The organism is Nocardiopsis prasina DSM 43845, assembly GCF_000341265.1.
GTDB classification, from domain to species: Bacteria; Actinomycetota; Actinomycetes; order Streptosporangiales; family Streptosporangiaceae; genus Nocardiopsis; species Nocardiopsis prasina.
The window spans coordinates 1-27,000 of the sequence record NZ_ANAE01000157.1; the positions used below are offsets into that span (position 1 = coordinate 1).

Sequence of the window (27,000 nt, forward strand, 5' to 3'; positions counted from 1 at the left end):
GCTCCACTCCCAACTTCTAAAAAACAGTGCCTAGGTCTCCTGGGGTACGGCGCCGCTCCGGTGCAGGGGACGCGACCCCGAGCACGAGTAGGTGTGGGATCCCCCCATCCCCGGGCCGCCGAGGGCCGACCCGACCACGGGTCGGCCCTCCGCCGTGCGCTGGAGCGGGGGCGGGGGACCCAGACGGTCAGGCGCGCGGTCCGCCCGGCACGGAGGCGAGGTCGGAGCCCCGTGTCTCCCGGGCGAGGACCACCGCGACCACGGTGACGACCCCCACTCCGGCCACGTACGCCGAGATCGGCAGGCTGGTTCCGAAGGTCGCCAGGAGCGCCGTGGCGATGAGCGGGGCCAGCCCGCCCGCCACGATCGACGCCAGCTGGTATCCGATGGAGGCTCCCGAGTAGCGGACCCGGGTGCTGAACAGTTCGGAGAAGAAGGCCGCCTGCGGGCCGTACATGGCGCCGTGCAGGAAGAGTCCCACGGTGGCGGCCAGGGTCACCGACCAGAAGCTGCCGACGTCGATGAGCGGGAAGAACGCGAAGCTCCACGCGGAGACCCCCAGAGCGCCGAAGGCGATCACGGGTCGGCGGCCGACGACGTCGGACAGGGCGCCCCACATGGGGATCGTCACGAGGTGGACGGCCGAGGCTATGAGCACGGCGTTCAGGACCGCGTCGTTGCCCAGCCCGGCCTGCTGGGTGGCGTAGACCAGGATGAACGCGGTGACCACGTAGTACGACACGTTCTCGGCCATGCGCACGCCCATGGCCACGAGGGTCTCGCGCCAGTGGTGGCGGAGCACGTCCAGGATGGGTGCGCGCTCGGTGGTCCGGTCGGTGGCGGCCTTGCGGGAGGCCTCCTGGAAGACCTGGGACTCGGTCACCGCCAGCCGGATCCACAGGCCGATGAACACCAGGACCCCCGACAGCAGGAACGGCACGCGCCAGCCCCAGTCGAGGAAGGTCTGGTCGGTCATCACCACGGCGAGGACCGCCAGCACGGCGGTGGCCAGGAGGTTGCCGCAGGGCACCCCGGCCTGGGGCCATGAGGTCCAAAAGCCCCGGTTGCGGGCCCTGCCGTGTTCGGCGACGAGCAGCACGGCCCCGCCCCACTCGCCGCCCAGCGCGAACCCCTGCACCACGCGCAGGAGGGTGAGCAGCAGGGGAGCGGCCACCCCGACGGCGGCGTAGGTGGGCAGCAGGCCGATGGCGAAGGTGGCGCCGCCCATGAGGAGGAGACTCAGGACGAGCAGTTGTTTGCGGCCGACCCGGTCGCCGAAGTGGCCGAAGACCAGCCCGCCCAGGGGCCGGGCGACGAAGCCGACCGCGTAGGTGGTGAAGGCCAGCATGGTGCCGACCAGGGGGTCGGACTCGGGGAAGAAGACGTGGTTGAACACCAGGGCGGCGGCGGCCCCGTAGAGGAAGAAGTCGTACCACTCGATGGTGGTGCCGATGAGGCTGGCCGTGACGACGCGGTGGAAGGGCGTCTTCGGAGCGTCTCCGCCCCCGGGGGACGATGTCGTTCTCGGTTCCATGCCCGCACACGCTAGGGACCTGGGCGACCGCTGCCTATGGGGGTTGTCCGCACACTTGGGCGCCCCGCCATGTGTGGACCCACCCTGGTCGTCCACAGGCCGATCGGCGGATGCACGAACGAAAATCATTTTCGGTTACCATTCGGGGAGTTCCCAATCGAACCCCACGGAGTGCCCCCGTGTCCGAACGGACCACATCGGAGCGCGACGCCACGCCCGATCCCACCAGCTCACTCGGCGACTCCATCGCCCGCGACTGGAGCGACCACGGCGACGAACTGCCCCCCGCCGACTGGGGCAGGCGCACCGGTTCGCGCCGCACCGGAACGGTCTGGCTGTTCGCCCTCTTCATCACCGCCATGGCGATGGCCCACGCCTGGCTCACGGACGAACTGACCAGCCAGGCCTTCCTGGCCTGGGCGACCATCTTCACGGCCATCAGCTTCCAGGCCCTGCCCTTCCTGGTCTTCGGGGTGGCCCTGTCGGCGGCGCTCATCGCCTTCGTGCCCACCTCGGCCTACCAGAGGTTCATCCCGAGCAAGCCTGGGCGGGCGGTCCCCGTGGCCGGAGCCTCCGGTGCGCTCCTGCCCGGGTGCGAGTGCGCCTCCGTGCCCATCGCCGGGAGCCTCATCAAGCGCGGGGTCGCTCCGGCGGCGGCGCTGACCTTCCTGCTCGCGGCGCCGTCCATCAACCCCATCGTCATGATCGCCACCGCCGTGGCCTTCGCCGGGCAACCGGAGATGATCCTGGCCCGCTTCGTGGCATCGCTGCTGGCCTCGGTGGTCATCGGCTGGATCTGGGTGCGCTTCGGCAAGGCCGACTGGCTGCGCCTGCCCTCGCGGACCCACGCCCCCGGTGCCTCCAAGTGGCAGGTCTTCCGGGAGTCGATGCTGCATGACATGATGCACGCGGGCGGCTACCTGGTGGTCGGCGCGCTCGCGGCCGCCACACTCAACGTCATGGTGCCGCGGGAGTGGCTGCTGGCCGTGGCCGAGGCGCCGATCATCTCGGTGCTGGTGCTCGCTCTGCTGGCCATCCTGCTCTCGATCTGCTCGGAGGCCGACGCCTTCGTGGCGGTCAGCCTCACCGACTTCTCGCCCACCGCAAAGCTCGCGTTCATGGTCATCGGGCCGATCGTGGACCTCAAACTGATCGCGATGCAGGCCGGGGTGTTCGGCTGGCGCTTCGTCGCCCGGTTCGCCCCCATCTGCCTGGTGGTCGGCCTGCTCAGTACCTTCCTGATCGGAGCCATCCTCCTGTGAACCGGATCGCCCAGGGGCTCACGCTCGTCCTGCTCGGTGCCGCCGCGCTGACCAGCACCGTCCCCACCAACCTGTACCTGAACTGGGTCAAGGCGGGTTTCGGCCCGTTCCTGATCGCCGCCGGAGTGGTCATGGTGCTGCTCGGCGTCCTGATCATCGTCGCCGAACTGCGCGGCGAGAGCCACGCTCTGGACGAGGAGGACGCGGTTCCTGAGGACGCCGTGACGACCGCTTCCTCAGACGGCTCCGCGCCCCGCTCGGAACTCGACCACGTCACGGCCGAGTACGGCAACGGCGGCGGGGACGGCCACGGGCACGACCACTCCGTCGCCCCCCGCGTGGCCTGGCTGCTCCTGCTTCCCGTGATCGCGGTGTTCGTCATCGCTCCGCCCGCACTCGGTTCCTACACCGTGGAGAGCACCGGCGGTTCCAGCGGCCCGCCTCCCCGCGACGAGCGCGTCCCCTCCCGGTTCACCGACGAACTGAGCCAGGCCGGCCCCGAGGACGTGGTCCCGCTCGACATCCAGCAGTTCGTCATGCGGGCGTGGATCGACGAGGAGCGCGAGCTGTCCGGCCGCGAGGTCGAGCTCACCGGGTTCGCCGTACCCGCGCAGGACGGTGACGGCTGGTACCTGGCCCGACTCCAGATGGCCTGCTGCGCCGCCGACGCGGTGGTCAACAAGATCCTCATCACCGACCATCCCGCGCCGGAGGCCGACACCTGGTGGACGGTGCGCGGTACCTGGGTGGAACCGGAGGGGGACCTGTACGACGTCTCCGAGCACGAGATCACGACCACCTCGGTCGATGAGGTCACCAACCCGCCGGACCCCTACGAGTAGTCTGTCCGGCCCCCCGCGAGCGCATCGGCTCGCGGGGCGACGCGCTGTCGGGGACGAAACCGCCCGAATCGGGATCTCGTGCCCGTTCGTGCGTTTCGGTCGCCACACCGGAGATCATTCAAGGGTTTCCTATTGCGCTGAGTCACAATGGGTGGGTGGCAGATCGGTACGAGCGACCCCGGAGGCCCTGGGGCGCACTACGTCCGCGAAGCATCCGAGCCCGGGTCACGCTCGGTGCCGTCGTCATCCTCTCCCTGGTCATCTGCATTCTGCTCAGCGCCTCCATCCTGCTGATCCGGGAAGTCACCCTGAACGAGCTCCGGGACCGGGCCGCCGAGGGCGCCCGTCACGTGGCCGACCACATCATGACGGAGCGTTACGACGGGCCGATTCCGGCGTCCGAACCCATCCTGCGCTTCCAGGTGATCGATTGGGAGACCGACGAGGTCCTGGCCTCCAGCGTGGCCCTGAGCGGGCTACCGCCCCTGAACGAGCACGACCCCGACCCCGGCGACTTCAGGGTGGACGACTACGTCTGTGACGTCATCCCCGAGGACCCGACGGGTGACTGCTTCCAGGTGGTCGCGTACGTGGTCGACGACTCCGCCTACGGCGACAACGTCATGGCCCTCGCCGCCACCCGCACCCCGCTGATCCTGGGCGACAGGGTCCTGGAACTCGTGCTGCTGGGCGCCTCGGCCCTGCTGATCTTCGGATCGGGCTTCGTCATCTGGTACGGAGTCGGACGGGCCCTGCGCCCGGTCTCGCTGATCAGCGACGAGATGGAACTCATCTCCGTCGGCGACCTGCACCGCAGGCTCCCCCTGCCCAAGAGCGACGACGAGATCGCCCACCTGGCGCGAACCGCCAACTCCAGCCTCGCCCGGTTGGAGGAGGCGGTCACCCGACAGCGCCGGTTCGTCTCCGACGCCTCCCACGAGCTGCGCAATCCCATCGCGGGCATGCGCACCAAACTGGAGGTCGAGCTCTCCGACCCCGATCCTGACCAACGCGCCCGGGAGCGTCTGCTGACCGGACTGCTCTCCGACACGGAACGGCTGGAGAACATCGTCGGGGACCTCCTGGAGATGGCCCGTCTGGACACCGACCTGGAGATGGCGCACGAGCGGATCGACCTCTCCGAGACGGTGCGACAGGAGTTCTCCGACCAACCCGGCCCGCCCCAGCTGTACGTGCACGCCTCGGAACCCGTGTACGCGCGGGTCAACCGGCTGCGCGTCGTCCGGGTGCTGACCAACCTCGTCGCCAACGCCGCACGCCACGCCAACAGCCGCATCGACGTCATCGTGCAGCACCACGAGGGAGCCGCCGTGGTCGAGGTGCACGACGACGGCTCGGGCATCCCGGTCAAGGACCGCGAGCGCGTCTTCGAGCGCTTCGCCCGGCTCTCGGAGTCGAAGGAACGCGATCCGGGCGGCAGCGGCCTGGGGCTGGCCATCTCACGGGAGATCGCGCGCGCCCATGGCGGCACCCTGACCGCGGGCCACAGCGACCTCCTCGGCGGGGCCCTGTTCACCCTGCGTCTCCCCGATCCACCGGAGCGGAGCGAGTGAGATCCAGGAAGCGCACACCCGAGAAGCAGCCCGAGGCGCCGGCGCGGCAACCGGTGGTCGAGGAGACACACCGCCCCAACTACTTCCTGCTCGGCTTCGTCGGAGCCCTGGGGGTGCTCAGCGCCTGGTTGCTCGTGCAGGCACTGACCAGTGCCCGGGCGGTGTTCGTCTACATCCTGGTCGCGCTCTTCCTGGCGATCGGCCTCAACCCCGCCATCGAGTTCCTGCGGCGGCTGCGGATGCCGCGCTGGGCCGCGATCCTCTCGGTGTGCCTGGCTCTGGTGGCCTTCCTCGTCGTGTTCGTCTGGGCGATCGTGCCACCCCTGACCATGCAGGTCAGCAATTTCGCCACGTCCCTGCCGTCGTCCCTGGAGCAGCTCCAGCACTCGGCGTTCTTCCGTGACCTGGACCGGCGCTACGACGTGATCGGCCGGATCGAGGGCGTCGTCACGGCCGGCGACTTCGGCCAGCAGGTCTTCGGAGGACTGGTGGGTGTGGGACAGGTGGTGTTCAACTCGCTGTTCGCCACCTTCACCGTCCTCATCCTCATGCTCTTCTTCATGGCCTCGCTGCCCGGGATCCTGGACGTCTCGTACCGGTTCGTGCCCCGCTCGCGCCGGGCCGGTGTCAAGGAGATCGGTGACGAGATCGTCCAACGTATCGGCGCGTTCATCGCCGGACAGTTGGTGGTCGCGGCCCTCGGCGGGGTGGTGGCCTTCCTGTTCCTGTGGCTGACCGGCTCCGCGTACGCGCTCACCCTGGCCCTGGTGGTCGCGGTGACGGCGCTGATCCCGCTGATCGGGACGACCATCGGCGCGGTGGTGGCGTCGCTGGCCGTGGCCGTCGGCGACCCGTGGATGGGTCTGGTGACGCTGGTGTTCTTCCTCATCTACCAGCAGATCGAGAGCTACGTCATCGCCCCGAGGGTCATGCGGCACGCGGTGGACGTGGTGCCCACGGTCAACATCACGGCCGCGCTGCTCGGCGGCGCCCTGCTCGGACTGGTGGGCGCTCTGTTGGCCATCCCGACGGCGGCGGCGCTCACCCTGGTGCTGAAGAAGGTGGTCTTCCCCCGCCTGGAAGAGCGCTGAGCAGCCCCGAACCAGCGCCTAACCTGGGACGAATGGGGCACAGGTGGGGTCGGGTGTGGCGCGTGGCGCTGCTCGCGGGGTGGGTCGCGCTGCTGGTGTGGGCGGTCCTGCGCGGACCCGACCTCGGGGCGGTGCGGGCGTGGACCGCCGACGCCGGGCTCCGGGGCGCCGTGGTCTACCTGGCCGCCTACGTCCTGGCCGTGCAGGCACTGGTGCCGCGCCCGGCGCTGAACATCGCCGGGGGACTGCTGTTCGGCCTGGCGGCGGGGGTGGTGTTGGCCCTGGCCGGGGGAGTGCTGGCAGCGGTCATCCAGTTCGCGGTGGCCCGCCACGTGGCCGGGGACGCGCTCTCCCGTCGACTCCCCGAAAGGGTCCGAAACCGGCTGGAGGGCCTGGTCGGGTGGCGGGCGCTCCTGGCCGTCGTGCAGCTACGGCTCATTCCGGTGATCCCCTACCAGATGGTCAACTACGGATTCGGGGTGACCGGGCTGCGGGCCGGCCCCTTCGCCGTGGGGACCGCCCTGGGGTCCCTGCCGGCCACGGCCGCGATGGTGCTGGTCGGCACGGGCGGGACCGACCTCGGGTTCCCGGTGGCGGTGGCCACGGGTGTGGCCGCCGCGCTCCTCGCGCTGGCCTGGTGGTGGCGTTCGCGCCGTCGCCGAGCGCGGGAACCGGAGCGGCGGGCGCGGACGTGATCCGGTGTGTCCGCGCCCGCCGTCCACGGACTCAGCCGAACAGGGGCACCTCGTCCGGTGCGGGACGGTCCAGCTCGAAGGGGAGGATCTCCCCGCCGTCGCTGTCGGTGACCCGTGGTTCCTGGAGGATCTCGGGTTCCTCCCCGGCACGGTTGCGCACCACCATCACCCCCGAGTAGCCGCTGTGGTCGTCCTCGGTGGCGACGAAGGGGACCAGGCCGGGGCCGGTCCACTCCCGTGAGTTGAGGGTCCCGAGCAGCCGCTCGCGGTCCAGGTCCGGGCCGACCTCCATGAGGAGCTGGGCGAACAGGGTCGCCTGCACCATGCCGTACACGGTGGTGTCGGTGAAGGGGGCGCCCTCGTTGTACTCCTCGTGGATCTCGCGGTAGAACGCGGTCCAGGGATCGTCCTCCTGGGCGGCCATCGGAAGGAACGCGGTGATGATGAGGCCGTCGGTGAAGGTCTCGGGCGGGACGTCCTCGGCGGGGGTCCCCTCGGCGTACTCCTCGATGAGCTGGGAGATGGTCTCCACGTCGCCGCCGAAGCTGGGCGCCACCCACTGTGGTTCGTAGCCGATCTCCTGGGCCTCGAGGATGGCCAGGCCGAGGAAGGCGGGGATGCAGTAGCAGACCGCCACCTCGGCGTCGGCCGCCTTGAGTTCGGCGACCTGGCCGTCGAGTTCCGGGACACCCGGGTCGTAGGACTCCCAGGCGACGATGTCGTCGATGAGGTACTGCTCGATCCCCGAGTGGGAGGCGGGCCCGACGTCGTCGTTCTGGTAGAGCAGACCGACGTCGTCACCGGGGAAGTTCTCGGCGAGGTAGGCGCCCTGGACCTTGGCCTCCTTGGAGTAGTCCACCTGGAAGCCGTAGCTGTGCGGGTACTCCTCAGGCTGGTCCCAGGCGAGCGCGCCGGAGGAGACGAAGAGGTCCGGGACGCCCTCGTCGTTCAGCTCCTCGATGACCGACTCGTGGGTGGGGGTGCCCAGTCCGCCGAGCATCGCGAAGATCCCGTCGTCGTCGACCAGGGAGCGCGTGACGTCCATGGTCCGAGCCGGGTCGAAGCCGTCGTCCTCCACCCGGTAGTCGATCTTCCGCCCGTGGATGCCGCCGTTGTCGTTGATGTGGTCGAAGACCGCGCTCGCCCCGGTGGAGACGTGCGCGAACCCCGGGGAGGCCGGTCCGGTCAGCGGCTGGTGGGTCCCGATGACGACGCTGTCGTCGGTGACTCCCGTCGTGGTGGCGGCGGGGAGGTCTCCTGGTCGGCCGACTCGGGGCCCGCGCAGGAGGCGGCGAGTACCGCGACGGCGAGGGCCGCCACGGCTGTTCCCAGTGTTCGCATGGTGGTTTCCTGAACTCGGTTGTGCCTTCGCTGCTGGGCCTGGCGGCCCGTGGGGGAAAGCGGCTTCGTGCTCGGGAGAAGGAGAGGAGGCGACGGTGCCTACTCGCCAGTACGTTACCGGCTGGTAAACATCATACGAACGGGCTTCACGCCCGCGGCCACCGGTAGCCCCAAGGGGGTCGGCGCGCGGCTCGGAACGGATCGCCGCTGGTCACAGTGGGGCGGCGGTGTCCGGTGGAAGTGTCGGTGCGCGGGGTGCGTGTGTGCTTCGGTCAGGGGCGGACGGGTCGCGCGGTCGGGCGGCCGCCTTCGGAGGGGGTCCGGTCCAGCAGCTCGCGGGCGAGCCTGGCGACACGGTCCGAGGCCTGGTCCACCGGGCTGTCGCGGCGCCAGACCAGCAGGTGCCGCAGCTGTATCGGAGCGCCCTCCAGCTGCCGCACCACCACGCCGCGCCCGGACTCGAAGTCCGCCTGGCACGGCGCGATCGCCCGGCGGTCGGCGATGAGGTCGCGGATCTCCGACCTCTCGTAGAGCCGGTACGGGACCTGGGGGCTGAACCCCGCCCGCTGGCAGGCCAGGTAGAAGCACTCCGGCCAACCGGTGCCGTCCGGCGGCGTCAGCGCCCAGGGACACTCGGCCAGGTCCTCCAGCCGGATGTACGTCTCCCGCGCCAACGGGTGCTCCGACCACAGCGCCACGTGCAGAGGATCCACCGCGAGCATCGCCCAGGCCAGGGGGCCGTCGGTCGGAAGGTCGCGGTCCACGTAGTCGATGGTGGTCCCCAGGTCCAGTCGCCCGGCCCGCACCAGGTCCGTGACCAGCTTGGGCGAGTACTCGGTGCGCACGTGCACCGGAACATTGGGGAACACCTCCGGCAGCCGCGCCGACAGCTCCACGGTGAGCGGACCGACCCCGCCCACGCGCAACGTGCTCGGTGAGGCGCCGCGCGCCGTGATGTCGTGCAGCAGGTCGTCCATCGACAACAGCACCGCACGCGCCCGGATCAGGACGAACTCGCCGAGTTCGGTCGGCCGTACCCCCGAACGTCCCCGGTGGAACAGGGGGCCGCCCACTTCGCGCTCGATCCTCTGCAACTGGGTCGTCAGCGCGGGCTGCGACGTGGACAGCGCGGCGGCCGCCCGCGTCACGCTGCCGGTGTCGGCCAGGAGGCAGATCGTTCGCAGATGGCGGAGTTCGAGGTCCATGCGTGGAATCTAAGGCGCCGGGGGCCTCCGTGTACAGGCGTCGCGGGCAGAACGGACGAGTCGCACGTCCTGTGCGGTGTTCCGGCCCCTTCGGGCCCTTCCGTCCAGGGTCCACCGGTCCGGTGGCACCTCGGTTCCGTCCGGCGTGGTTCGTTGGGATAAGGTGCCCTGCGTCACCATATAGTTGGATGACCTACTACTTCGTGGGGAACCCGCGAAGCCGGTCGGTCCGAGGCGCGCCTGGGGCGCCCAACCGTGGGAGAGTTCATGGCGGTCGAACGCACGCTGCACACACCCGAGGCCGAACAGCTCATGGAGCTGACCGGGGAGATCGTGGACAAGGAGATCGCCCCCCGCGCGGCCGAGGACGAGGAGGGCTCCGTCTTCCCGCGCGACGTCTTCACCACCCTGGGGCGGGCCGGACTGCTCGGGCTCCCGTACCCGGGCGAGTACGGCGGCGGCGACCAGCCCTACGAGGTCTACCTCCAGGTGGTGGAGGAACTCGCCCGGGGCTGGCTCGCGGTCGGTCTCGGAGTCAGCGTCCACACGCTCTCCTGCTACCCGCTCGCCACCTTCGGCACCGCCGAGCAGAAGTCCGCTCACCTGCCCGCCATGGTCGGCGGCGAACTCCTGGGCGCCTACTGCCTGTCGGAGACCTCCTCCGGATCCGACGCCGCCGCCCTCACCACCCGCGCCGAGCGCGCCCCGGACGGCTACCGGGTCAACGGCGCCAAGGCGTGGATCACCCACGGCGGCCAGGCCGACTACTACGCGCTCTTCGCCCGCACCGGCGCGCCGGACTCGGGCGCGCGGGGGATCAGCTGCTTCCACGTCCCGGCGGACACGCCCGGCCTCGGTTCGGCCACCCCCGAGCACAAGATGGGCATGCGCTCCTCTCCCACCGCCGGGGTGACCTTCGACGGCGTCGAGCTCGGCGCCGACGCGCTGGTGGGGGAGGAGGACCGCGGCTTCGGGATCGCCCTGTCCGCCCTCGACTCCGGCCGTCTGGGCATCGCCGCGTGCGCCGTGGGAGTGGCCCAGGCCGCGCTGGACGCCGCGGTCACCTACTCCCGGGAGCGCCGCCAGTTCGGCGGTGCCATCGGCGACTTCCAGGGGATCGGCTTCATGCTGGCCGACATGGCCACACAGGTCGCTGCCTCCCGCGAGCTCTACCTGTCTGCCGCCCGCCTGCGCGACGCCGGACGCCCGTTCGGCAAACAGGCCGCCATGGCCAAGCTCATGGCCACGGACGCCGCCATGAGGGTCACCACCGACGCCGTCCAGGTCTTCGGTGGCTACGGCTACACCCGCGACTTCCCGGTCGAGCGCTACATGCGCGAGGCCAAGGTCCTCCAGATCGTGGAGGGCACCAACCAGGTGCAGCGCCTGGTCATCAGCCGCCACCTCGCCAAGGAGGGGTAGGGGCCGCAGGGCCCGGTGGTGTCCGGGCCCCGGTCTACCCGCGCAGGAGTTCGGCGGTGCGCTCGGGAGGGTGCACCGTCAGCCTGACCGCGCGGTCGGTCAGCACGGCCAGCGCCGACCGGTACTCGGGCCCCCGGTCCAGGTCCGAGAGCCAGGCGGACTCGGGGCAGCCGCCGCCCTCCCAGGACAGCAGACGCGCCTCCGCGTCCGGCGGGCTGACCGTCACCCTGCGCAGCCCGCCCGACAACCCCAGTCCGGTCGCCTTGAGCAGGGCCTCCTTGCGTGCCCAGTAGCCGAAGAACGCCCCCGTCCTGTCCTCCTCCGGCAGCGCGTCCCACGCCAGGCGTTCGCCGTCGGAAAGCGAGTACCCGGCCAGCCCGGCCAGGTCACGGCTCTCGGAGATCCGCTCCACGTCCACGCCGACCGGCACCTCCCGGGCCAGCGCCAGGGCCACCCACTCACCGGAGTGGCTGACGGAGATCTCCCACCCACGCGCCGCTCCCGAGGGCACGGGCTTGCCGTGCGGGGCCCGCTCACCGTCCCGGCCCTCCTCCGCGCCGGTCCGGGACTTGTCCTCGCAGGAGCGGCAGCGCAGGTCGAAGGTCACCGTCTCCGGCGCGCAGCCCACCCTGTCCGCCAGCACCAGGCGGGACAGGGCACGACCCAGCAGGTGGCGGTCGCGGTCCGCCTGGAGCCGGAACCGCGCCTGGCGTTCGAGTTCGGATCTGTCCAACAGACGCAGCAGGCGGTCACTCGCGGCGGAGGTGTGGGCCCACCACACCGTGGAGTCGAGGGGCGCGGAGCTGAGGGTCATATCTCCCATTGTCGCTGATCTTCCGGGCGATCTGTGGTGTGAGCCGAACCCAAACGGGGCATTCGGTAAGTGGCAGGTCAGCCCGCCCCCTTGGAGGCTCAGATGTCTGTCGTCATGCTGCTCGGCGCCGGAGCGCTCGTCGGCCTCGTCACGCTCACCGTGCTCTTCATGGTGACCCTGCTGTCCGACAGGCCGGAGAGCGAGGCACACCCCACCAGGGACCGGTCCGTACTCTAGGGAGGCGCGGTCCCCCGCCGTGCGCCACGACCAGCACGGAAGGGTGGGCCCGTACCCATGACCGAGGAGAGCCGACCGGCCTTCGCCGCCGAGCGCCGGGAGCGCATCCTGGAACTGGTGCGGGCCAACGGCAGCATGTCCCTGCGCGACATCGCGGCCAAGGTGCGCGCCTCGGAGGTCACGGTCCGCCGTGACGTGCGCGCCATGGAGGCCGAGGGCCTGCTGGACCGCCGCAGGGGCGGCGCCGCGCTGCCCGGCAGGATCGGACACGAACAGAGCTACACCGGTAAGAGCGGCCAGTGCGCGGCCGAGAAGGCCGCCATCGCCACGGTCGCCGCGCGCCTGGTCCGACCCGGCGACGCCATCACCATCGGCCCCGGCAGTACCGCCGAGGCCTTCGCCCGGGCCCTCCTGGGGCACGGGGACCTCACCGTGGTCACCAACTCCCTCCGGGTCGCCGACGTCCTGGCCGGAGCCGCCGGGGTCGAGGTCGTGATGACCGGGGGCACCCTCCACGCGCCCATGCGGGCCCTGGTCGGGGCGGCGGCCGAGGAGTCCCTGGCGGGACTTCGGGTCAACCGCGCGTTCCTGTCCGGCAACGGGGTCAGCGCCGACCGTGGACTGAGCACCCCCAACCCCGCCGTGGCCAGTGTCGACCGCGCCCTGTCCGCCTGCGCGGAGGAGACCATCGTCCTGGCCGACCACACCAAGGTCGGCGCGGACACCATGGTGACCACCGTCGCCCCCGAGGAGATCGCCCACCTGGTCACCGACAGCAGCGCCGACCCCGAGGTACTGATGACCCTGGAGGAGACCGGCGCCCTGGTCCACGTCACCGTGGTGGCCGACGAACGCGGCCAGTGACCTTCGCGGGAGTCTGTGCGCCCCCTTCGGGACGAATGGAGCGCGTACCGTAGCGTCCGCACCTATTGTGTGGTGGACGTCCAGTGCGTGATCCTGGACGCTCCCCGCCCCCGTCAGCAACGACGTCCGCCCTCTCAGGAGCCGCCGCGCATGTCCACCCATCCGTCGCACCCGGAGCCCGCCCCGACCGCGTCGGCGCGGATCACCCCCGAACCGGTGGCGCTGCCCGAACCCTGGCGGAGCTCCGCTCTGACGGTGGTCGTGCCCACCTACGACGAGGCCGGGAACCTGCCGGTCCTGGTGGCGCAGCTCATGGCGTTGGACCTGCCTCGGCTGCGGGTCGTCGTCGTGGACGACAACTCGCCGGACGGGACCGGAGAGGTCGCCGACAAGCTCGCGCTGGAGTTCGGCGGCCGGCTGTCCGTGGTGCACCGCACCCGCAAGGACGGCCTCGGCCGCGCCTACGTGGAGGGCATGACCCGCGCGCTGGCGGACGGTGCCGACTACGTCGTGCAGATGGACGCCGACCTCAGCCACCCGGTGGGCTACGTCCCCCAACTCCTGGGCACCCTGTACTCCACCAACGCCGGGGTGGTCATCGGCAGCCGCTACGTGCCCGGCGGGAGCCTCTCCGAGGCGTGGGGGCTGCGCCGCCGCCTGCTCAGCGGCTGGGCCAACTCCTACGTCAGGCGGGTGCTGTCCATCCCCGTCCAGGACGTCACCGCCGGTTTCAAGGTCTGGCGGGCCTCCGCCCTGGAGGTCCTGGACCTGGCCAGCATCGAGAGCACCGGCTACGCCTTCCAGGTCGAGATGCACTACCGGGCCTTCCGGCGCGGCCAGAAGATCATGGAGATCCCCATCCACTTCGAGGACCGGGTGGTCGGGCAGAGCAAACTCGACGGCGCGGTCGCCCTGGAGGCGGCGCTGCGGCCGTTGAGGCTGCGCCGCGCGGAGAACGCCAGGCGCTGACGCCGGCCGTGTCCCCCTTCACCGATCAGCGCCGAACTGCGATCATGCGGGTGACTGGACGGTGAGCAAGGGGGACCACATGTCCGAACAGCCCTACGACGTGGACGCCGACATGGGGGAGGACCCCCAGGAGAGCGAGATCGCCGAGGCCGAGAGCCGCCAGAACCCGGACGCGCCCGTGTACGGGTACACGTTCGAGGACGAGAGCGAGGCCACCGAGCGCGGCATTGACGAGGGTGTCCGGGAGGAACGCGACGACGTCATCCCGAGGGAGGACTTCGACCTCGACGAACCCGGTGCGGAGTCCGAGGCCGTCCGCGAGGTGGACGAGCCCGACGAGGCCTGAACCCGAACGGGGCCCCGGGAAGCCGACGGTGCTTCCCGGGGCCCTCGCGCGTGCTGGAGGGCCGTCCGCAGGGGAAGCGTCGACGTCCGATCTGCGCGACCCGGCCCCGACCGCTGCCCGCCCTCACCAGGGGATCCGGTGTCGTCGCTGCCACGCCGCGAAGGGAGTTGTCCACAGGGCCGCGGGGGACGTGTGATCTTCGAGGTCAATACGGGGAAGAACTTTGGTAAGGAGGCGGACACCGTGACCGAACAGCCCTACGAAGTGGACCTGGACCTGGGAGACGACCCGCAGGCGACCGAGGTCGCCCAACGAGAACGGGTCCTCGATCCCGACCACAACATCCTCAGCTACGACTTCGAGGACGACGACAGCCGAGGCAGCCTCGGGATCACCGAGGGTGTGCGGGCCGAACACCTGGGCGCCATCCCCAGACAGCGCTGGGGCGAGGGCCGCAGCGCCGAGGAAGCGGCGCTGAGCGTGGTCTCGGACCCCAACGCCGTCAACGACCTGCCCCTGGAGGGATACGAGCGCTGACCGCGCTCAGCCGCGCCCGTGCTCGGATCGGTCCCCCGCGGTCGACCCCGGGCAGGAGCGCATCGGAGGACCGGACACACCGCAGAAACGCAGCGGTTGGTCCTCGCCGAGCGCCTCCACCGCGGTGCTCTCCTCGGGGAGCGACCCCCGGTCGGCGGCCTCGGAGGCCTCGGGCATCCGCCCGCGCGGCAGCACCAGGGCGCACAGCGAAGCCAGAACGCACAGACCGGCCAGGATCAGCATGGCCGTGCCGAACCCCGCCGCGAGCGCCGTCGAGTCCCCGTGCGCCTCCGAACCCTCACCGCCCGAACCGCCGATCCCCGCCAGGACCGGCACCGCCGCCACACCGATCAGCTGCGCGCCCCTCGCGAACGTGTTGTTCACCCCCGACGCCAGCCCCGCGTGCCGTTCCGTCACGGAGGCGAGGACCGTCGCGGTCAGCGGTGCCACGGTCGTGGACAGACCCAGCGCCACCAGCAGGACCCCCGGCAGCACCCCGGTCAGGTAGGGGGCCTCCTCCTGGAGCCGGGACAACACCACGAAACCGGCGGCCAGCAGCAGCGGACCGACCACCAGCTGGATCCGGGGCCCGATCCGGGCGGCGAGCTTGCCCGAGCGCGCCGACAACAACAGCATCAGCACGGTGATCGGCAACGACGCGGCTCCGGCGGCGACCGGGGAGTACCCCGCCACCTCCTGGAGGTAGATCACCATCAGGAAGAGCAGGGGCCCCAGCGAACCGTAGATCAGCACCGTGGCCCCGTTGGTCACGCTGAACGGCAACGACCGGAAGATGCCCAGCGGCAGCATGGGGAAGGACTTGCGCGCCTCCGTGAACAGGAACGCGGCCAACGCCGCCACACCCACGGCCGCACCCGTCCACACCGCCGGGGTGGAGCCCACCGCACCCCACTGGATCAGCGTGTACGTGATCCCGGCCAGCGCCACCACCCCCAGTAGCGCACCGCTGTAGTCCAGACGTCCCGTGGCGGCGGAGTCCCGGGACTCCGGCACACGGAACCAGGCGATCAGCAGCACCACGGCGGCGATCGGCAGGTTGATGAGGAAGATCAGCCGCCAGTCGCCGATCTGCACCAGCCAGCCGCCCACGAAGGGACCCACAGCCGCGGCCACACCCGTCAGCCCCGACCACGCGCCGATCGCCCGCGCCCGGTCGTTCTCACGGAACCCCGCCTGGAGGATGGCCAGGCTCCCCGGGGTCAGCAGCGCACCGCCCACCCCCTGGATCACGCGCCCGGCGACCAGCCACTCCAGGGACGGCGCGAACGTGCACAGCGCCGAGGCCAGAGCGAAGACCGCCACCCCCACCATGAACAGCCGCACCCGGCCGAACCGGTCGGAGAGCGAGCCGCTGAGCAGGATCAGCGCGGACAGCGTGACCATGTAGCCGTTCACGATCCACTGGAGTCCCGCCAGCCCCGTGTCCAGGTCGCCCTGGATGGCGGGCAGCGCCACCGTCACCACCGTGGAGTCCAGGAACGCCATCCCCGAACCCAGGACCGTGGCGGTCAGCATCCACCGTGCCGCGGGTGTTCCCCACGCGACCCGCCCGGCGACCGGTACCGAGGCCGAACCACTCATACGACACCCCTCCCGAGGACTACCGACACCATAGGAGCGGACCCCCGCCCGTGGGTGGGGGTCCGCGCCGACTTTCCGTCGTCCTGTTCGGTTTTGACCAGTGGCTACTCGCTGGCGAGCGCCCCGGTGATCGAGGTCCCGGCGGCCCTACGGGCGGGCAGCACCGCGGCCAGCAGGCCGGCGAGCACCGCGATCGCGATGAACACCGCGATCTGGGCACCCGGGATGCTGAACACCAGGCCCGGGAGCACCGCCGCACCGGCCGCCCAGCCGAACAGCACGCCCAGGGCGATACCGATCCCCGCGCCGATCAGGCACAGCAGCACGGCCTCGACGCTCAGCATCCGGCGCAGCTGCGCCTTGGCCAGACCCAGCGCCCGCAGCAGAGCGGACTCCCGGGTGCGCTCCAGGACCGACAGCGCCATCGTGTTGGAGATACCGAACACCGCGATGACGATCGCCAGACCCAGCATCGCCGCGATCGTGTAGAACGCGATGTCCATCATCTCGGTGAACTGGTTCTTCATCTCCGCGACCGACATCACCTGGACCATCGGGTATTCGTCGACCGCCGCGTAGACGGCCTCGCGCACCTCGGCGGAGTCGGCGCCGTCAGCGGCACGAAGGTGCAGGTAGCGGCTCTCCGCGATCTCGGGGAAGGCCGCCGAGAAGTCGTCGGGAGTGACGATCGCTCCCCAGAAGGTGGCGTCGTCCTCGACGATCGCGGTCACCTCCAGGTTGAGGTCCCCACTCGGCGCGGGAACGGTGTAGGCGTCACCGACACCCATGCCCTCCGCGAAGTTCTGGGACAGGACCACACCTCCCGACTCCAGGTCGGTCAGGTCGCCCTCGACCACCTCGCCCTTGACGTCGGAGCCCACCTCGGCGCCGTAGAACGCGGTCACCGGCAGGGGAATCGACTCAGGAGAGGAGTCGTCCTCCAGGTACGTGGACCGCTGGGACATGACCCTGTCCAGCATCGGGCTCGCGGCCAGCTTCTCCTGGACCTCGATCGGAACGAGGGGGTCACCGCTCGCCTCGTCGACGGGCGCTTCCCCGTCGGTCACGCCCTCCTCCGAAGCACCCTCAGCGCCCTCCTCAGTGGAGGCTTCCTCGGCACCCTCCTCCGGCTCGGTGGCGCCCTGGATCCCGGGCGGGTGCTGGGCGCTGATCTGGTAGTCGACCGGGAACTGCTCCTCCAGCTGCGCGGTCAGCGTGGTCTCGAACGACGCGCTGATCACCGAGTAGCCGGTGATGAGCGTGGCACCCACCGTGAGCGCGATCATCGCGGTCGCGGCACGGCGCGGGCTCCGGGTGGAGTTGTCCACCGCCAGCATGCTGGGCACACCCAGGCGGCGCAGCGGCACGCCGACGACCCGCACGATCCCGCGCACCAGCAGCGGGCCGAGGACGACCACGCCCACGAAGGCGATCAGGGCCGCGCCGGTCACGACGAACAGGCTGTTCGGGTCCGTGTCCATCGACCGGCTCAGCATCACCAGAGCGGCGGACACGGCGAAGGCCAGCACGCCGAACACCACGCGCACCCAGCCGGTCCCCTTCTCCAGACCGGAGGCGGTGGCGCTGGTACGCAGCGCCGCCAGCGGGGCAACGCGGGTGGCCCGCGCGGCCGGAATCAGAGCGGAGAACACGGTCATGAGCGTGCCGACCAGCAGACCCACGATCACCGCGGTGGGGGTGACGACCAACGAGGCCGTGACGTCGGAGTCCACCAGCTGGCCGCCGAACCGCGCACCGGCCGCGCCCACACCCACACCGGCGAGCACGCCGAGGGCGGAGGCGACCAGACCGACCACGAACGACTCGGCCAGCACGGAACGGAAGACCTGACCGCGCTTGGCGCCCACGCAGCGCAGCAGAGCGAGTTCACGCTGGCGCTGGGCGATGAGGATCGCGAAGGTGTTGTAGATGACGATCCCGGCGACGAACATCGCGATGACACCGAACAGCAGCAGTGCGACACGCATCATCTCGGTCTGCGCGCCCGCGCTCGCGGCCATCTCCTCGCCGTACTCGGCTCCGGTCTGGACGTCGGTACCGGTCACCGTGGCGACGGCCGTGGCAGCGTCCTCGGCCGACGTTCCGTCGGCGGCCCGCACGTTGACCTCGGAGTAGCCGGACGCGCCGGTCATCTCCTGGATGGTGTCCGGGGAGAGGACCACCGCGCCGCCGAAGCTGTAACCGGCGTCGACACCGAAGTTGACCAGCCCGGTGACGGTGAACTCACGCTGTTCCTGGTCGGGGTCGAGCACCGTGACGGTGTCGCCGACCTCGAAACCGGTCTGGTCGGAGGTGGACGTGGCCAGGGCGATCTCGTCGTCCGCGGCGGGCAGCTCGCCCTCACTGGCGGAGAAGCGGCTCGTCTCACCGAACGCCACGGCGGCGGGCGGAGTGAAACCGAACGCGCGGCCCTCGGCGTCCAGGAGCACGGCCTGGCCCCGGATCAGACCGTCGGCCGCGGCGACCTCCGGCAGGGCGCGGATGTCGTCCAGCACGGCGTCGTCGAAGGGGACCGGCTCCAGACGGTAGCCCTCCTCGTCCACGCCGTCCTCCGCCTCGGGGACGGCGATGGCGTCGACGCTCGTCGCCGACCCCATCACGGACTTCTCGTAGCTGGCTTTGAGGGTGTCGGCGAAGACCAGGGTCCCCGAGACGAACATGACACCCAGCAGGATGGCCAGCACGGTGGTGACGTACCGGGACTTGTGGAGTCTGAGCCCGGCGAGTGTGGTGCGCAGCATGGAGCTCAGGCCTCCAGCTTCAGCAGTCGGTCGGAGACGACCTCGGCGGTCGGGTCGTGGACCTCGTCCACCAGGCTGCCGTCACGCAGGAACACCACGCGGTCGGCGTAGGAGGCCGCGACGGGGTCGTGCGTCACCATGACGATGGTCTGGTTCAGGTCCTTGGCCGAGTCGCGCAGGAACGCCAGGACCTCGGCCCCCGAACGGGAGTCCAGGTTGCCGGTGGGCTCGTCGGCGTAGACCACCTCGGGGGCGTTGAGCAGGGCGCGGGCCACCGCGACGCGCTGCTGCTGGCCGCCGGAGAGCTTGGTGGGGAGGTGGTTCAGCCGGTCGCGCAGGCCCACCACGTCGACGATGTGGTCGAAGCGGGCCTGGTCCACTTTGCGCTTGGCGATCTGGGAGGGGAGCAGGATGTTCTGCTCCGCGGTCAGCATCGGCAGCAGGTTGAACGACTGGAAGATGAAGCCGATCCGGTCGCGGCGCAGGAGGGTGAGGTCACCGTCGCGCATGCCGGTGATCTGGGTGCGGCCCAGGTGCACGGTGCCGGAAGTGGGCACGTCGAGTCCGGCCAGGCAGTGCATCAGGGTCGACTTGCCCGAGCCGGAGGGGCCCATGATGGCGGTGAACGCGCCCCGGCGGAACTCCACGTCCACACCGGCCAGGGCGTGCACCTGGTTGCCGCCGGTGTCGTAGATCTTGGTGAGCCCCCGAGCCACCACCACCGGCGGGGCTTGGACCGGGGACGTGGGCTTCACAGCGGACTCGGTCACGACAGAACAACTCCAGAACTCGGGAAGGGGACGGTGCCGGTTGCACGGGATGCCCCGTGCCCCTCGGCGTGTGTCTCCACGCTAGGTCCGTGACCGCCCCCGCCACCTCGGTCTGGGGGCTGATCCTCACACCGGCCAAAGGCATGACGCGGAGCGGGTTCGGGACTCCTTTGTCAGGTGCCACCCCCGACTTTCGTAGGGGGTGTGACCAGCGAGCGAGCCGGTCATCCGCACATGAAACAGCTTTGACATGCGCAAACACTCGCAGAAGTACTATCGGAGGCCCGCCGCTCCGGGTCGGTCGAACGGACGACCCCCACCTGGGACGCCGCCGTAGACTCTGGCGGATGACAACGTGGTTGCGAGATCGCCTGGGGGACCTCAGCGCCCTGCTGGGTCACAACTGGGACTGGTGGTGGAAGCGCCGGCTGCGCTTCGCCGACTGGTTCTACGCCGTCTTCACCCTGCCCTTCACCGGCATGGGGATGCTGGTCGGTGTCGGCGGCAACCTGGGACTCCTCACCTTCCTGCTCCCCCTGGGGACCGGCCTCATCTCCAACCAGTGGATGATCCTCGGCTGGGGGGTCCTTATCTTCGTGCTGCCGGGGCTGCTGGCCTCGGCGACGATGCTGTGGCGCCGCACCGCGCCGAAGTGGCTGATGCTGGTCGGTCTGGCACTCCTCTTCCTGTACGGGAACCCGGTCCCGCTGATGGTGGGCCTGTACTCCTACCCGGCGCACTTCAGCGAGCGCCGCCCCCTCACCGCCTGGTTCCTACTGGGCCTGCTGGGCGTCGCCATCAACCTCGGCCAGTCGGTGCTCGGCTTCGTCATGAGCGCGATCCTCGTCCTGGTCGTCCCCACCATCGCCGGGCTCTGGATCGGGACGAGGCGCCAGCTCATCGACCGCCTCCACGAACGGGCCGAGCGCCTGGAACGCGAACAGCACATGATGGCCGAGCAGGCCATCGGCGCCGAACGCACCCGCATCGCCCGGGAGATGCACGACGTCGTCGCCCACAGGGTCAGCCTCATGGTCCTGCACGCGGGCGGCCTGGAGGTCTCGGCCACGGACGGACGCACCGCCGAGGCCGCCGGACTCATCCGCACCACCGGGCGCGAGGCCCTGTCCGAGCTGCGCGGCATCCTCGGGGTGCTGCGGGACGAGGGCACCGACACCGCGCCCACCGCGCCCCAACCCGTCCTCGACGACCTCGACCGCCTGATCACCGAGTGGCGCGGGGCGGGTATGGAGGTGGGGTGGGAGACCTCCGGCCGGGTGCGCCCCCTCCCCGCGGCGATCCAGCGCACCGCGTTCCGGATCGTCCAGGAGGGGTTGACCAACGCCGCCAAACACGCCACCGGAGCCCGGGTGGAGGTGTGGCTGCACCACGGTGAGAGCCAACTGGAGGTGGAGGTGGCCAACGACCCGGTCCGGTCACCCGGCCAGGCCCCGCCGCGCAGCGGATTCGGTCTGACGGGTCTGCGTGAGCGCGTGGTCCTGGCCGGGGGAGAGCTGACTTCGGGAGTCTGCCCGGACGGAGGATGGCGATTGCGCGCTATCTTGCCGGTGGGGGAGGAGACCTCCCCCGAACCGAACAGCTCCGAAGTCGAGGAAGAGGCCACCGACGGTGATCCGCACGCTCCTGGTCGATGACGAACTCCTGGTCAGGTCCGGCCTGCGGATGATCCTGGAGGCCGACCCCGGGATCGAGGTGGTCGGAGAGGGGAGCGACGGCGAGGAGGCGGTGCGCCTGGCCGAGGAACTCGGCCCGGACGTCGTGCTGTTGGACATCCGCATGCCCGGCACCGACGGGCTGGCCGCCGCCGCGCGGCTGAGTGCGATGCCCCACCCGCCAAGGGTCGTCCTGCTCACCACCTTCGACCTCGACGAGTACGTGCACGCCGCGCTCCGGGCCGGGGCGGTCGGGTTCCTCCTCAAGGACACCCCGCCCCGCGAGCTCATCAACGCCGTGCACACCGTGCACGAGGGCCACGCGATGCTCGCGCCCAGCGTCACCAAACGCATGCTCGAACGCTTCGCCTCGCCCGCCCCCGCCGACTCCGCCGCCGGGCGCACCGAGGCCCTGCGCAGGCTCTCGGTGCTCAGCGAACGCGAACGCCAGGTCCTCGTGGCGGTAGCCGAGGGCAAGTCCAACGCCGAGGTCGGCCGGGCCCTGGACATGCGGGAGACCACGGTCAAGGCGCACGTGAGCCGCATCCTCGCCAAGCTGGACATGTCCAATCGGGTGCAGGCCGCCATCCTCGCCCACGACGCTGGCTGGGCCTGAGCAGACGTGACCGGGTTCACCCCCGGGCCGAAGACCCCCGCCACCGGGGGCTCCGCGCCAGCCACGATCGCCCGGATCGTCCCGAGTGGCCTCCATCCCCGACTCGGTTGCGTCTACCCGCCGGTAGCTCGGTAACCTGCAAGGCGATCCGCACCCGGAACAACACGTCGTGGTCGTTCGACGGCCGCAGAGAAGAGGAACCCCTATGTCGCGCTCGGTACTGGTCACCGGTGGCAACCGAGGGATCGGTCTGGCCATCGCCCGTGAGCTCGCGGCTGGTGGGGACAACGTGGCGGTCACCTACCGTTCCGGCGAGCCCCCGGAGGGCCTGCTCGGCGTCCGCTGCGACATCACCGATTCCGCCCAGGTCGACGCCGCCTTCAAGGAGGTCGAGGACGCCCAGGGCCCCGTGGAGGTGCTCGTCGCCAACGCCGGTGTCACCAAGGACCAGCTCCTCGCCCTCATGAGCGAGGACGACTTCTCCTCCGTCCTGGACACCAACCTCACCGGTTCCTTCCGGGTGGCCAAGCGCGCCGTGCGCGGCATGATGCGCAAGCGCTTCGGCCGCATCGTCCTGATCTCCTCCGTCGTGGGCCTGCTCGGCTCCGGCGGCCAGGCCAACTACGCCGCCTCCAAGGCCGGGCTGGTCGGCTTCGGACGCTCCCTCGCCCGTGAGCTGGGTTCGCGCAACATCACCGTGAACGTGGTCGCCCCCGGCTTCATCGAGACCGACATGACCGCGGCCCTCAGCGACGAGCGCCAGGCCGAGATCAAGAAGAACGTCCCCCTGGGCCGCCTCGGCTCCACTGAGGACATCGCCAAGACCGTCGGTTTCCTCGCCGGGCCCGGCGGCTACATCACCGGCGCCGTGATCCCCGTCGACGGCGGCCTGGGCATGGGTCACTGAGCCGACTCGACCAGACCCACCACACACAGGACGGACCATCATGGGAATCCTCGAAGGCAAGCGCATCCTCGTCACCGGTGTGCTGACCGACTCCTCCATCGGCTTCCACGTCGCCCGGCTCGCCCAGGAACAGGGCGCCACGGTCGTGCTCACCGGCTACGGACGCCTCGGTCTGGTGCAGCGCATCGCCAAGCGCCTGCCCGAGACGCCGCCCGTCCTCGAACTGGACGTCACCGACGACGAGCACCTGTCGAGCCTGGCCGAACGCGTGGGGGAGCACGTCGACGGCCTCGACGGCATCGTGCACTCCATCGGCTTCACCCCGCAGGACGCCCTGGGCGGCAACTTCCTCAACACCGAGTGGAACGACGTCGCCCAGGCGATGCACACCTCCACCTTCTCCCTGAAGTCGCTCACCACCGCGCTCCTGCCGCTCATGGACAAGGGCGGCTCGGTGGTGGCCCTGGACTTCGACAACAGCGTCTCCTACCCCATCTACGACTGGATGGGCGTGGCCAAGTCCGCGCTGACCTCCACCGCGCGCTACCTGGCCCGTTACGTGGGAGACCGGAACGTCCGGGTCAACCTGGTCTCCGCGGGGCCGCTCAGCACCATGGCGGCCCGCAGCATCCCCGGGTTCGAGGAGCTGGCCAAGCACTGGCCCGAGCGGGCGCCCCTGGGCTGGGACGTCAGCGACCCCGAGCCCGCCGCCAAGGCGGTCGTGGCCCTGCTGTCGGACTGGTTCCCCGCGACCACCGGCGAGATCGTGCACGTCGACGGCGGGTTCCACTCCACCGGAGCCTGATCCCCGTGTGGGCGGCACCCCGACCGGGGCGTCGCCCACACGTGTGTTCGCGGCACCGGTAGCATCTGCCCCGCGGCACGGTGTCGTTTCGGAAGGCGGACGGTATGGATCTGGGACTGTCGGGGGCGCGGGTCGTGGTGACCGGCGCCAGCAGGGGGATCGGCCGCGCCATCGCCCAGGTGTTCGCCGAGGAGGGCGCCGACCTCGCCATCTGCGCCCGCGGGTCCGACGCCCTGGGGCGGACCGCGCGGGAGCTCTCCGACGCGGGCGCGAAGGTCTTCACCCGGGCCCTGGACGTCACCGACCACATCGCGCTGCCGTCCTTCGTGAACGACGCCGCCTCCGAGCTCGGCGGCCTCGACGTCCTGGTCTCCAACGTCTCCGGAGGCAGCGCGCCCACCCCGGACCAGTGGGAGCGCGGGTTCAACGCGGACCTCATGCCGTTCGTGCGCCTCACCGAGGCGGCGCGGCCCTACCTCATCGGCTCCGAGCGCGGCGCCGTCGTCCTGGTCTCCACCACCTCGGCGCTGCACGTCACGACCCCCGCCGGAGCCCGCTCCTACGGAGCCGTCAAGGCGGCCCTGAACCACCACGCGTCCTCGCTGGCCCGCGAGTGGGCGCCCGACGGCGTGCGCGTCAACACCGTCTCGCCCGGACCCACCGAGTTCCCCGGCGGCGGCTGGGAGCGCCGCCGCGACAGCGACCCTGACTTCTACGAGAGTGTCCGCGAGCGCGTTCCCTACGGCCGCCTGGGTCGCCCGGAGGAGGTGGCCCGCTCGGTCGCCTTCCTGGCCAGCCCCGCCGCCACCTACGTCACCGGCCAGAACCTGGTCGTCGACGGCGGCTTCCTCGACCAGGTCTGACCCGAGGGGCACCGCGACGGTTGTGCCTAGGCCGCCATATTCGCCGCCCATTCACACAAACATCATATTCCCCCCGATATCACTCGGCTGTGTTTGTGTCCCGGCGAGACACGGGTATTTCCCTCAATGCCAGAATGGCGACCGAACGAACAGGATGGCAACAATGGGTATCCGAACGTGGGACTCAGTCGGCGGCGGCCCCCACAACCGTCTGACGGACCTGGAGGAGCAGGAACTCCAGCAGATCGAACAGACCCAGTCGACTCAGGAAACTGACGCGCACAACTAGTCCACGTCCGGGGCGGCACCTTCTTTCGACGGAACGCCCCGGACCCCAGTGCCCGACCCGACCAGAAAGGCACTGCCCCCGGGCCGCTCGATGACCACGACCTCCACCCCGGCACACCGCACCCATCAAGCCGGAGAGCGCGCCTTCTCCCTGGACCGGGCCCGCAAGCTCGCCGAGCAGACCCTTGCCCAGGCCGGACTGCACGCCCGCCTCCACGACCTGGACGGTGCCTGGCGCTGCCACCTGCACCGCTTGGACGACACCCTCGCCCCGGCCGGTGTCGGGGCGGGCAAGGGCGAGAGCGAGCAAGCCCGCGTGGGCGCGCTCTTCGAAGCCCTGGAACACCACCACAGCGACGCCCACGCCATCACCGCCGAACAACTGGTGCTGCGCTCCTCCCAGGAGCTCGCGTCCGAGGAGCTGGCCACCGACCCCGCGATACGCCCTCTGGCGCTGGCCCCGCCCACACCCCTGGCCTGCCGCACCCACACCGCGCTGGACGGCTCCGGCGCCGGTATGGACGTGCCGGTGTACCTGCACACCCCCTCCTACCTCTCCGCGACCCCCCACCAGCGCCGTGCCCTGGGCGACACCTTCGACTACTCGACCGTGGCGCGCTACAGCACCAACAACGGGACCGCCATCGGAACCACCGACACCGAAGCCTTCGTGCACGCCCTGGCCGAGACCGTCGAACGTGACGCCCTCTCGATGCTGCTCTCCTCCACCTTCCTGGACCCACACCCAGCGCCCCTGCGCGTGGTGGACCCGACGAGCCTGCCCGAGGAGCTGCGTCAGCTCCACACCCGAGCCCAGGACCGCTCCGGCACCTCGGTGTGGCTGCTGGAGATGACCACCGACCTCGGCATACCGGCGTTCCACGCCTACGCTCCCGCCCGCCAGGGCCACCACATGGTCGGGTACGGCGCCTCCCTGTGCGCCACGCACGCCGCCCGTCGTGCTCTGGAGGAGTTCGTGCAGGTCCTCGCGATCTTCGAACACGAGGACCACCCGCCCCCTGACCTCGCCGCGCTGTCCCGGCACCCCGCTCTCCTACGCGCTGGCCGGGCCGATCTCACCCCCCACCTGGCCTCCGCGAGGGTGCTCGCCTTCACCGCCACCACCGCGCCCGTGTCCCCGGCCGGACACCTGGCCGCGTTGGTGCGCGTGCTCACCGCCCACGGGCATCGCCCCTACGGGCGCGTCCTCCACGAGGCCGCCAACGGGGTGAGCACGGTCTCGGTGTGCGTACCCGGTCTGGAACGCTTCTTCGCCGTCACCAGCGGCCAGTGCGTGGTCCCTGGTCCGCGTGGCCGCGCGCACATGACCCGGGCGAACTGAGGCTCGCGCACCCCCGGCCCCGACCCCAACGACATCGTCGCGACCCGCCCCACACTCATGACGTTCACCCGGGGCCCCTGAATGGCAAACGGCCCCACGAGGGGGCGTGGGGCCGCTTGCTGCTCGGTCAGCTCACGACACTGCCGTGACGGTCAACTCGATCCCGGTATCCCGGGCAGGAACGATGTCACCCGGGTTCCCGACCACAGAGCCACACGGTGATCACGGGTAGTACCCGGTCACTCGCCAATAGCGTGCCTGACCGCTCGCACCCTGACCGATGCTGTTGTCGAACGCTTCGATCACCCGCGCCTCGACCTCGGCCTGGGCTGCCCGGTTCCCCACGTACTCCTCCAGGTTCCGGTCGATCAGCACGGCGGCCAAGCTGTCGCCTTGGCGCTGGACGTGCAGCCGGACCCCCGGTGGGTTGGTGTTGGGCCCCTGGCGGTCGATGCGGAAGGTGCCATCGGTGACGATGGTCGTGGAACCCCCTGTGCGCCAGAAGTCCGCGTAGCGGCCTTCCAGCTCAGCACACAGGTCCCGAGCTTGGTTGGCCCTGAACTGGGGCCTGCGGAACGGCTCCTTCCCTTCCCACAGGACAACGCGTACAGGCACCGTCGATCCCCTCTGTCGGTAGAG

25 protein-coding genes and 1 pseudogene are annotated in these 27,000 nt (G+C 70.6%); 18 read left to right on the top strand and 8 right to left on the bottom strand.

What is annotated here, in order from left to right; translation table 11 throughout:
* Positions 1-187: 187 nt before the first annotated feature.
* On the bottom strand, positions 188-1,534 hold the full coding sequence (locus D452_RS0117980; protein WP_017545536.1) for an MFS transporter: 1,347 nt from the start codon (positions 1,532-1,534) through the stop codon (positions 188-190).
* 179 nt (positions 1,535-1,713) lie between these two features.
* Between D452_RS0117980 and D452_RS0117985 the strand changes: the two genes are divergently transcribed.
* The 5 genes from D452_RS0117985 (at position 1,714) to D452_RS0118005 (ending at position 6,998) form a co-directional block, all read left to right on the top strand.
* Complete coding sequence (locus D452_RS0117985; protein WP_017545537.1) at positions 1,714-2,796, top strand: permease; 1,083 nt, start codon at positions 1,714-1,716, stop codon at positions 2,794-2,796.
* Positions 2,793-3,638 carry a TIGR03943 family putative permease subunit gene (locus D452_RS0117990; protein WP_017545538.1) on the top strand — a complete coding sequence of 282 codons (846 nt, stop codon included), beginning with the start codon at positions 2,793-2,795 and terminating at the stop codon, positions 3,636-3,638. Before D452_RS0117985 ends, D452_RS0117990 begins: the two co-directional genes overlap by 4 nt.
* A gap of 155 nt (positions 3,639-3,793) precedes the next feature.
* The gene (locus D452_RS0117995; protein ID WP_017545539.1) at positions 3,794-5,212 is read left to right on the top strand and encodes a sensor histidine kinase; all 1,419 of its coding nucleotides are present in this window, start codon (positions 3,794-3,796) and stop codon (positions 5,210-5,212) included.
* Complete coding sequence (locus tag D452_RS0118000) at positions 5,209-6,303, top strand: AI-2E family transporter (protein WP_017545540.1); 1,095 nt, start codon at positions 5,209-5,211, stop codon at positions 6,301-6,303. The genes D452_RS0117995 and D452_RS0118000 overlap by 4 nt, the downstream gene beginning before the upstream one ends.
* Before the next feature lie 32 nt (positions 6,304-6,335).
* Entirely contained in the window at positions 6,336-6,998 is a 663-nt protein-coding gene (locus D452_RS0118005) for a TVP38/TMEM64 family protein (RefSeq protein WP_026129434.1), read from the top strand.
* 31 nt (positions 6,999-7,029) lie between these two features.
* Here the strand turns inward: D452_RS0118005 and D452_RS0118010 are convergent.
* Positions 7,030-8,339: pseudogene (locus D452_RS0118010) on the bottom strand (ABC transporter substrate-binding protein).
* Positions 8,340-8,611: 272 nt separating this feature from the next.
* Complete coding sequence (locus D452_RS0118015; RefSeq protein ID WP_017545543.1) at positions 8,612-9,544, bottom strand: LysR family transcriptional regulator; 933 nt, start codon at positions 9,542-9,544, stop codon at positions 8,612-8,614.
* A 267-nt stretch (positions 9,545-9,811) separates the two neighbouring features.
* Here D452_RS0118015 and D452_RS0118020 point away from each other — a divergent pair, with 267 nt between their 5' ends.
* Positions 9,812-10,966, top strand: a complete 1,155-nt coding sequence (locus D452_RS0118020) for an acyl-CoA dehydrogenase family protein (protein WP_017545544.1) — start codon at positions 9,812-9,814, stop codon at positions 10,964-10,966.
* Positions 10,967-11,000: 34 nt separating this feature from the next.
* Here the strand turns inward: D452_RS0118020 and D452_RS0118025 are convergent, their stop codons facing one another.
* Positions 11,001-11,780 (bottom strand): 4'-phosphopantetheinyl transferase family protein, encoded by a 780-nt coding sequence (locus D452_RS0118025; RefSeq protein WP_017545545.1) that lies wholly within the window; start codon positions 11,778-11,780, stop codon positions 11,001-11,003.
* A 102-nt stretch (positions 11,781-11,882) separates the two neighbouring features.
* Between D452_RS0118025 and D452_RS31750 the strand changes: the two genes are divergently transcribed.
* From D452_RS31750 to D452_RS28560, 5 genes are all read left to right on the top strand, one after another.
* Entirely contained in the window at positions 11,883-12,017 is a 135-nt protein-coding gene (locus D452_RS31750) for a hypothetical protein (protein WP_017545546.1), read from the top strand.
* Between the two features lie 57 nt (positions 12,018-12,074).
* Complete coding sequence (locus D452_RS0118035; protein WP_017545547.1) at positions 12,075-12,881, top strand: DeoR/GlpR family DNA-binding transcription regulator; 807 nt, start codon at positions 12,075-12,077, stop codon at positions 12,879-12,881.
* Positions 12,882-13,031: 150 nt separating this feature from the next.
* Positions 13,032-13,850: a polyprenol monophosphomannose synthase gene (locus tag D452_RS0118040; RefSeq protein ID WP_017545548.1), complete on the top strand. Its 819-nt coding sequence runs from the start codon at positions 13,032-13,034 to the stop codon at positions 13,848-13,850.
* 79 nt (positions 13,851-13,929) lie between these two features.
* Positions 13,930-14,196, top strand: a complete 267-nt coding sequence (locus D452_RS0118045; RefSeq protein ID WP_017545549.1) for a hypothetical protein — start codon at positions 13,930-13,932, stop codon at positions 14,194-14,196.
* Positions 14,197-14,439: 243 nt separating this feature from the next.
* Positions 14,440-14,733, top strand: a complete 294-nt coding sequence (locus D452_RS28560) for a hypothetical protein (RefSeq protein WP_017545550.1) — start codon at positions 14,440-14,442, stop codon at positions 14,731-14,733.
* 6 nt (positions 14,734-14,739) lie between these two features.
* Here the strand turns inward: D452_RS28560 and D452_RS0118055 are convergent, their stop codons facing one another.
* The 3 genes from D452_RS0118055 to D452_RS0118065 all read right to left on the bottom strand — a co-directional run bounded on the left by D452_RS0118055 (position 14,740) and on the right by D452_RS0118065 (position 19,867).
* Positions 14,740-16,335 (bottom strand): MFS transporter, encoded by a 1,596-nt coding sequence (locus tag D452_RS0118055; protein WP_026129435.1) that lies wholly within the window; start codon positions 16,333-16,335, stop codon positions 14,740-14,742.
* 104 nt (positions 16,336-16,439) lie between these two features.
* The gene (locus tag D452_RS0118060) at positions 16,440-19,097 is read right to left on the bottom strand and encodes an ABC transporter permease (RefSeq protein WP_017545552.1); all 2,658 of its coding nucleotides are present in this window, start codon (positions 19,095-19,097) and stop codon (positions 16,440-16,442) included.
* 5 nt (positions 19,098-19,102) lie between these two features.
* Complete coding sequence (locus D452_RS0118065) at positions 19,103-19,867, bottom strand: ABC transporter ATP-binding protein (protein WP_017545553.1); 765 nt, start codon at positions 19,865-19,867, stop codon at positions 19,103-19,105.
* Between the two features lie 347 nt (positions 19,868-20,214).
* Here D452_RS0118065 and D452_RS0118070 point away from each other — a divergent pair, with 347 nt between their 5' ends.
* The 7 genes from D452_RS0118070 (at position 20,215) to D452_RS0118100 (ending at position 26,361) form a co-directional block, all read left to right on the top strand.
* Entirely contained in the window at positions 20,215-21,522 is a 1,308-nt protein-coding gene (locus D452_RS0118070) for a sensor histidine kinase (protein ID WP_026129436.1), read from the top strand.
* Positions 21,497-22,156: a response regulator gene (locus D452_RS0118075; protein WP_017545555.1), complete on the top strand. Its 660-nt coding sequence runs from the start codon at positions 21,497-21,499 to the stop codon at positions 22,154-22,156. The genes D452_RS0118070 and D452_RS0118075 overlap by 26 nt, the downstream gene beginning before the upstream one ends.
* 205 nt (positions 22,157-22,361) lie before the next feature.
* On the top strand, positions 22,362-23,063 hold the full coding sequence (gene fabG, locus D452_RS0118080) for a 3-oxoacyl-ACP reductase FabG (RefSeq protein WP_017545556.1): 702 nt from the start codon (positions 22,362-22,364) through the stop codon (positions 23,061-23,063).
* A 40-nt stretch (positions 23,064-23,103) separates the two neighbouring features.
* On the top strand, positions 23,104-23,868 hold the full coding sequence (gene fabI / locus D452_RS0118085; protein ID WP_017545557.1) for an enoyl-ACP reductase FabI: 765 nt from the start codon (positions 23,104-23,106) through the stop codon (positions 23,866-23,868).
* Positions 23,869-23,972: 104 nt separating this feature from the next.
* Complete coding sequence (locus tag D452_RS0118090) at positions 23,973-24,731, top strand: SDR family NAD(P)-dependent oxidoreductase (protein WP_017545558.1); 759 nt, start codon at positions 23,973-23,975, stop codon at positions 24,729-24,731.
* A 163-nt stretch (positions 24,732-24,894) separates the two neighbouring features.
* Positions 24,895-25,020 (top strand): hypothetical protein, encoded by a 126-nt coding sequence (locus D452_RS31755; RefSeq protein WP_275040737.1) that lies wholly within the window; start codon positions 24,895-24,897, stop codon positions 25,018-25,020.
* 90 nt (positions 25,021-25,110) lie between these two features.
* Positions 25,111-26,361: a YcaO-like family protein gene (locus tag D452_RS0118100; protein WP_152498611.1), complete on the top strand. Its 1,251-nt coding sequence runs from the start codon at positions 25,111-25,113 to the stop codon at positions 26,359-26,361.
* A gap of 222 nt (positions 26,362-26,583) precedes the next feature.
* Here the strand turns inward: D452_RS0118100 and D452_RS0118105 are convergent, their stop codons facing one another.
* Positions 26,584-26,976 (bottom strand): hypothetical protein, encoded by a 393-nt coding sequence (locus D452_RS0118105; protein ID WP_017545561.1) that lies wholly within the window; start codon positions 26,974-26,976, stop codon positions 26,584-26,586.
* Positions 26,977-27,000: the final 24 nt, after the last annotated feature.

Bases quoted from the DNA above. Each gene is read 5' to 3' on its own strand.
- fabI (WP_017545557.1), top strand. From the start codon at position 23,104: ATGGGAATCCTCGAAGGCAAGCGCATCCTCGTCACCGGTGTGCTGACC.
- D452_RS0118060 (WP_017545552.1), bottom strand. From the start codon at position 19,097: ATGCTGCGCACCACACTCGCCGGGCTCAGACTCCACAAGTCCCGGTAC.
- D452_RS0118020 (WP_017545544.1), top strand. From the start codon at position 9,812: ATGGCGGTCGAACGCACGCTGCACACACCCGAGGCCGAACAGCTCATG.
- D452_RS0118040 (WP_017545548.1), top strand. From the start codon at position 13,032: ATGTCCACCCATCCGTCGCACCCGGAGCCCGCCCCGACCGCGTCGGCG.
- D452_RS0118070 (WP_026129436.1), top strand. From the start codon at position 20,215: ATGACAACGTGGTTGCGAGATCGCCTGGGGGACCTCAGCGCCCTGCTG.
- D452_RS0118045 (WP_017545549.1), top strand. From the start codon at position 13,930: ATGTCCGAACAGCCCTACGACGTGGACGCCGACATGGGGGAGGACCCC.
- D452_RS0118100 (WP_152498611.1), top strand. From the start codon at position 25,111: ATGACCACGACCTCCACCCCGGCACACCGCACCCATCAAGCCGGAGAG.
- D452_RS0118090 (WP_017545558.1), top strand. From the start codon at position 23,973: ATGGATCTGGGACTGTCGGGGGCGCGGGTCGTGGTGACCGGCGCCAGC.
- D452_RS0117980 (WP_017545536.1), bottom strand. From the start codon at position 1,534: ATGGAACCGAGAACGACATCGTCCCCCGGGGGCGGAGACGCTCCGAAG.
- D452_RS0118055 (WP_026129435.1), bottom strand. From the start codon at position 16,335: ATGAGTGGTTCGGCCTCGGTACCGGTCGCCGGGCGGGTCGCGTGGGGA.
- D452_RS31755 (WP_275040737.1), top strand. From the start codon at position 24,895: ATGGGTATCCGAACGTGGGACTCAGTCGGCGGCGGCCCCCACAACCGT.
- D452_RS0118005 (WP_026129434.1), top strand. From the start codon at position 6,336: ATGGGGCACAGGTGGGGTCGGGTGTGGCGCGTGGCGCTGCTCGCGGGG.
- D452_RS0118015 (WP_017545543.1), bottom strand. From the start codon at position 9,544: ATGGACCTCGAACTCCGCCATCTGCGAACGATCTGCCTCCTGGCCGAC.
- fabG (WP_017545556.1), top strand. From the start codon at position 22,362: ATGTCGCGCTCGGTACTGGTCACCGGTGGCAACCGAGGGATCGGTCTG.
- D452_RS0118035 (WP_017545547.1), top strand. From the start codon at position 12,075: ATGACCGAGGAGAGCCGACCGGCCTTCGCCGCCGAGCGCCGGGAGCGC.
- D452_RS31750 (WP_017545546.1), top strand. From the start codon at position 11,883: ATGTCTGTCGTCATGCTGCTCGGCGCCGGAGCGCTCGTCGGCCTCGTC.
- D452_RS0118025 (WP_017545545.1), bottom strand. From the start codon at position 11,780: ATGACCCTCAGCTCCGCGCCCCTCGACTCCACGGTGTGGTGGGCCCAC.